Consider the following 5,075-nt stretch of genomic DNA (forward strand, 5'->3'; position numbering starts at 1 on the left):
CCCGCCCGTCCTGGGGCCCAACCGCGCAGGCGCGGCTTCCTCCACCCGCGGGGCGCGCCGCCCCCCCCCCCGCCCCACGACGGTTGAATCAACCTTCGTCTTGCTCGTATTCGACGAAGACATCCAGCTCCAGCGCCAGCTCCTGTACGGCATCGCGCACGCGCTGGGCGCCGAGTGCATTGCCGACTTCCACTTCCAGTTCGTGGGTACCCGGGCCGATGTCGTCGGAGAGGCCGGCCGAGCTGGAATCGTCGTCGTCCATGTGCGGCATCAGGTCGTCGGTTTCTTCGACGTGTTCGATCCCCTCGATGCTCTGCAGCAGGTCGGTGATGGCACGTGCATCGTCTTCGGTGCCGGTGATTCGCAGTCGCAACAGGGCCATGGGTCGAGCCTCGGGGGAAAGGGACTCCAGCCTAGCCAGCGGACGGAAAAGGCCGGGTGAGGATGCGCGACCGGGCGCGGCGTCTGGTTCAGTCGTGCGTGCCATCCGCAGGGGGGAGCCCCAGCAGTTCATCGGGCAGCGCGGGCAGCGGGGTGCGTTCGTCCAGCGCCTCGCGCTTGAGCCAGTCCATGAACGCCTGCGCGGTCGGGCTGAGCGGGCGATGCTCGGCGTGCACCACGTAGTAGGCGTAGCGTGCCTTGAGCGCAGGCCCGGGCAGGCGCACCAGTTCGTAGCGCTGCAGATAGGGCTGCGCGATGTGTTTGCGGGCGAGCACCGCGCCGATGCCATACACCGCCGCGCGCATCGCATCGGTGCTGTCGCTGAAGGTGTGCAGCGACGGCAGATCCAGCCCGCGCACGCCGGCAGCGCGGAACCAGTCGCGCCAGCCCTGCGGTGACATGTCGCTGAGCAGCGGCAGGGCAGCGATCTGCGCCGGTTCGCGCAATGTCGAGACGCCCGCCAGGGACGGCGAGGCGACCGGGCACAGCTCGTCGTCCATCAGGTGATGCGCGGTCATGCCGGGCCACTGGCCCAGCCCGTAGCGGATGCCCAGCTCCGGGCCCGTCTCGTCGAAGCGGACCAGCTCGGTGCTGGTCTGCAGCTCGATGCGCATGCGCGGATGCTGGTGGGTGAAACGCGGCAGGCGCGGGATCAGCCAGCAGTACGACAGCGAGCGGATGGTGGTGACCCGCAGCGGCACGATGTCGGCCTGGGGATGCAGGTTGCCGGCCACCGCATTGAGATCGCTCAATGCCGCTGCGGCCGCATCGGCCAGCTGGCGGCCCTCGGCGGTCAGCCGCACGCCGCGCGCATGGCGCTGGAAGAGGACCGTGCCCAGCAGGTCCTCCAGCCGCCGCACGTGGTGGCTGACCGCACTGGCGGTGAGGTGCAGTTCCTGTGCGGCATGGGCGAAGTTCTGGTGGCGGGCGGCTACCGCGAACACCCCCAGGGCGGGCAGCAGGGCGGGGCGAAGGATCATGGTCGAGACCCAAATCATATTTGTGGCTTGCACGGATACTACGCGCTTGTGGGCGCGCAACGGCGGGCGGATGCTGTCGCCCTTCCTCCCTGGATTCACGCGCATGTTGCCGTCCTTTACCGCTCGCCCCGCGTGTCTGCCTTGCTTGGGGAGCCGGCCATGAGCGGGACGCCGCTGGCCGCCGGCACGGTCGAGCGCGATTGGCGCACGCCGCTGGAGCTGACCGTGCTCGGCGCGATCTGGGGCTGCTCGTTCCTGTTCATGCGCGTGGCCGTGCCGGCGTTCGGCCCCTATGCACTGGTGGAAGTGCGGCTGCTGCTCGGCGCGCTCGTGCTGCTGCCGTTCCTGTGGCAGGCGCGCGCGCATTTCCCGGCCCGGCGCTGGCTGTGGCTGGCGCCGATCGGTCTGATCAACTCGGCGATCCCGTTCGTGCTGTTCGCCTGGGCCGCGCAGCGCGCCCCGGCCGCGATCGGTGCGATCTGCAATGCGATGACGGTGCTGTTTGCCGCGCTGATCGCCTTCCTGTTCTTCGGCGAGAAAATCGGCATGCGCCGCGCGATCGCGCTGCTGGTCGGCTTCGCGGGGGTGGTGGTGCTGGCGACGGCCAAGGTCTCCGGCCTGAGCATCGGCGCGGCGGTGCTGGCCGGTGCACTGGCGGCGCTGCTGTACGGCCTGGGCGTCAATCTGGTGAAGCGCCACATGACCGGCCTGCCGCCGGCGGCCTCGGCCGGCGCCACGCTGGGCTGCGCTGCGATCCTGCTGCTGCCGATGGCGCTGACCCACTGGCCGACGGGCCCGATCCCGATGCTGTCCTGGGCCTGCGCGATCGCCTTGGGCGTGGTCTGCACCGGCCTGGCGTTCCTGATGTTCTACCGCCTCATCGCCCGCATCGGCCCGGCGCGGGCCTCCACCGTGACCTATCTGGTGCCGATGTTCGGCGCACTGTTCGCCTGGTGGTTCCTGGGCGAACCGGTGACCGGCGCGATGGTGGTGGCGGGTGTGCTGATTCTTGGCAGCGTGGCGGTGTCGCAGAAGCGATAGGCCTGTGGGGCCGCGTGCAGCCACCCATGGGGTGGCTGTACCGGGCATCCGGACGCTGACGCGTCGGTTATCTCATCCTCAGCGCACCGGCACCGGGATATTGCACAGGTCGATGTGGCCCGCCGGGCGCTTGTAGAAATCATCGACGCGGTTGCGGCGTGCTTCGGTCGCATCGGCGAAGGTCCTGGAGTCGGTGCGCAGCACCTGCAGCTTGGGGCGCTCCGCCGCCGGGACGTCGCTCGCACGCTGGATCGACTGGATCGCGGTGCGCTGCGCCGGATCGGTGTAGAAGCCCATCGGCGCCGGGCCGCGTGGCAGGGCGCTGAGCAGCTCCATGCCCTGCAGCACGCGGCCGACCACGGTGATGTTGCGGTCCAGCTGACGCGGTGACTGTCCGGTCACCACGTACAGCTCGGCGCCGATGCTGCTGTCTTCCTCGTTGTTGCGGCCGGCACCCAGCGCGCCATAGCAATGCGCCAGCCAGGTCTTGCCGTCCTTGCGGTCCTGGCCCACCGGGAAGCCGTCGACGAAACCGGTCTGGTCAGCCCAGCCATCACGGTCGGGCAGCAGGCTGACCTTGAGCCCCTTGCTGTCGCGCTGGAACTCGGCCGGGAGCTTGCGCGTGGCGCTGCCGAGCGGCTTTGCCTTGGCGGCATCATCGGCGTCGGCATCGCCGAACTGCACCACGAAATTGTCCTGCGCGCGGTAGATGCTCTCGCCATCCCAGAAATGCTCGTGGGCAAGGGTCTGGATGTTGGCCACATGCTGCGGCGCGAACGCCGGGGCCAGTTCGATGATGACGCGGCCAGCCGGCAGGTTCATGTACAGCAGGTTGGCCGGGTCGGGCGTGCGCCAGTCGCTGTCCGGCGAGGCGTCCAGGATCTGCTGCGGGCTGCGGTAAGGCGTGGCCGCGCTGGCCTGGGTGGGGAGCAGGCAGGCCAGGGCGAGGGCGAGCAGGGCAGGACGACGTGGCGACATGGCGGACCCGTTCAGGAAGGTAGTGCCCCGATTGTGCGCGAGCACGCCAGCCACGGCCAGCCGGCCATGCCCACCGGCACGGTGACTAACGACACATCCGCTATAGCGAACTTCGGACTAGTGTGGACTCCACGCTAGCGGAGACCGCCATGAGCGACCACGACGTCCACCTGAAGAAGTTCCAGAAAGAGCTCAGTTCCGGCACGGTCTCACTGGCCCTGCTGGCGGTCCTGGCCAAGGCCGGCGAGCCGCTGTACGGGTACCTGATCGCCAAGGAGCTGGAGCGGATCGGCGAGGGCGTGCTGAGCGGCAAGCAGAGCGCGCTGTATCCGGTGCTGCGCAACCTGGAAGGGGCCGGGTTGCTGGAAAGCCATGTTGAACCGTCGGTGGCGGGTCCGCCGCGCCGCTACTACCGCATCAATGACACGGGCCACGAAGTGCTCAGGCAATGGACCGCCGCGTGGCGTGCCACCCGTGATTCCGTCGATTCCGTCCTGGAAGGGGTAACCGAATGAACATCGAGTCCGTGGCCGGTCGGGCCTTGCCGACCACCATTCCCGCGTATCTGGCCCAGCTGCGCGCGGCGCTGCACGACGCCGATCCGGCGATGGTGCAGGACGCCCTGTACGACGCCGAGGAATACCTGCGTTCGGAGCTGGCCGCCCAGCCCGGCCGCAGCGAGGCCGAGGTGATCGCCGATGTCGCCGGCAGCTATGGCGCGCCGGAAGAAGTCGCCGACATCTACCGCGAAACCGAGATCACCGTGAACCGCGCGCTGCGCACGCCCAGTGCCGGAACGGCGCCGCTGCGACGCGCTGCGCCGGTCGGTACCGGCGCGGACTCGGTGCCGCCGCCGCCGGCCCCGCCCAGGCCGCGCTCGGCACTGGCCCGTTTCTTCGGTGTCGCGCTGGAGGCACGCACCTACGGCGCGCTGTTCTACATGCTGCTGTCGCTCGCTACCGGCACGTTCTTCTTCACCTGGGTGGTCACCGGCCTGTCGCTGTCGCTGGGTCTGATGGTGCTGATCATCGGCATCCCGGTGGCGGTGCTGTTCTTCGGCTCGGTGCGCGGCCTGTCACTGCTGGAAGGGCGGCTGGTGGAAGCGCTGCTGGGCGAGCGCATGCCGCGCCGGCCGACGTACTCCGACCGCAGCCGCACTTGGCTGCAGCGCATCGGCGACATGTTCACTGATGGGCGGACCTGGCTGACCCTGCTCTACTTCGTGCTGATGCTGCCGCTGGGCATCGTCTACTTCACGATCGCCACCACGCTGTTGTCGACCTCGATGGGCTTGATCTGGGCACCGGTGGCGGCGCTGTTCTCCAGCAGCTACGTGGGCCTGCACATCGACGGCAGCCAGATGCTGCCGGTCTGGATCACACCGCTGCTGGCGGTGGTCGGCGTGCTGCTGCTGTTCGCGACGCTGCACCTGGCCCGCGGCATCGGCCGCCTGCACGGGATGATGGCCAAGCACCTGCTGGTGCGGTTGTAAACGGGACACGAGGATGGCGAGGGTGACGACCAACGGTCGTCACCTACCGGCGCTGCAGAACCCGAGGATCCGGTAGTGGGGGGGGGGGGGGGGGGGGCCCCGGGGGAGGGGGGGGTTGGGGGGAGCGGGCGGGCGGGAGCGCG

Annotated in this window: 6 protein-coding genes; 3 read left to right on the forward strand and 3 right to left on the reverse strand. The window is 69.4% G+C overall.

Annotation, left to right across the window (positions count from 1 at the left end; all coding sequences use genetic code 11):
* Positions 1–88: 88 nt before the first annotated feature.
* Both ABE473_RS18750 and ABE473_RS18755 read right to left on the reverse strand, forming a co-directional pair.
* On the reverse strand, positions 89–382 hold the full coding sequence (locus ABE473_RS18750) for a hypothetical protein (protein WP_019184421.1): 294 nt from the start codon (positions 380–382) through the stop codon (positions 89–91).
* An 88-nt stretch (positions 383–470) separates the two neighbouring features.
* Complete coding sequence (locus ABE473_RS18755; protein ID WP_346479459.1) at positions 471–1,421, reverse strand: LysR substrate-binding domain-containing protein; 951 nt, start codon at positions 1,419–1,421, stop codon at positions 471–473.
* 159 nt (positions 1,422–1,580) lie between these two features.
* Between ABE473_RS18755 and ABE473_RS18760 the strand changes: the two genes are divergently transcribed.
* Positions 1,581–2,462, forward strand: coding sequence for a DMT family transporter (locus ABE473_RS18760; protein WP_346490527.1), 882 nt, complete (start codon positions 1,581–1,583; stop codon positions 2,460–2,462).
* 78 nt (positions 2,463–2,540) lie between these two features.
* Here the strand turns inward: ABE473_RS18760 and ABE473_RS18765 are convergent, their stop codons facing one another.
* The gene (locus ABE473_RS18765) at positions 2,541–3,440 is read right to left on the reverse strand and encodes a peptidylprolyl isomerase (RefSeq protein WP_346490528.1); all 900 of its coding nucleotides are present in this window, start codon (positions 3,438–3,440) and stop codon (positions 2,541–2,543) included.
* A 149-nt stretch (positions 3,441–3,589) separates the two neighbouring features.
* Between ABE473_RS18765 and ABE473_RS18770 the strand changes: the two genes are divergently transcribed.
* Positions 3,590–3,955: a PadR family transcriptional regulator gene (locus tag ABE473_RS18770; protein WP_176989977.1), complete on the forward strand. Its 366-nt coding sequence runs from the start codon at positions 3,590–3,592 to the stop codon at positions 3,953–3,955.
* Positions 3,952–4,932, forward strand: coding sequence for a sensor domain-containing protein (locus tag ABE473_RS18775; protein WP_346490529.1), 981 nt, complete (start codon positions 3,952–3,954; stop codon positions 4,930–4,932). Before ABE473_RS18770 ends, ABE473_RS18775 begins: the two co-directional genes overlap by 4 nt.
* Positions 4,933–5,075 lie beyond the last annotated feature (143 nt).

It is taken from the genome of Stenotrophomonas sp. TWI700 (assembly GCF_039673645.1).
Classification (GTDB): domain Bacteria; phylum Pseudomonadota; class Gammaproteobacteria; order Xanthomonadales; family Xanthomonadaceae; genus Stenotrophomonas; species Stenotrophomonas maltophilia_AA.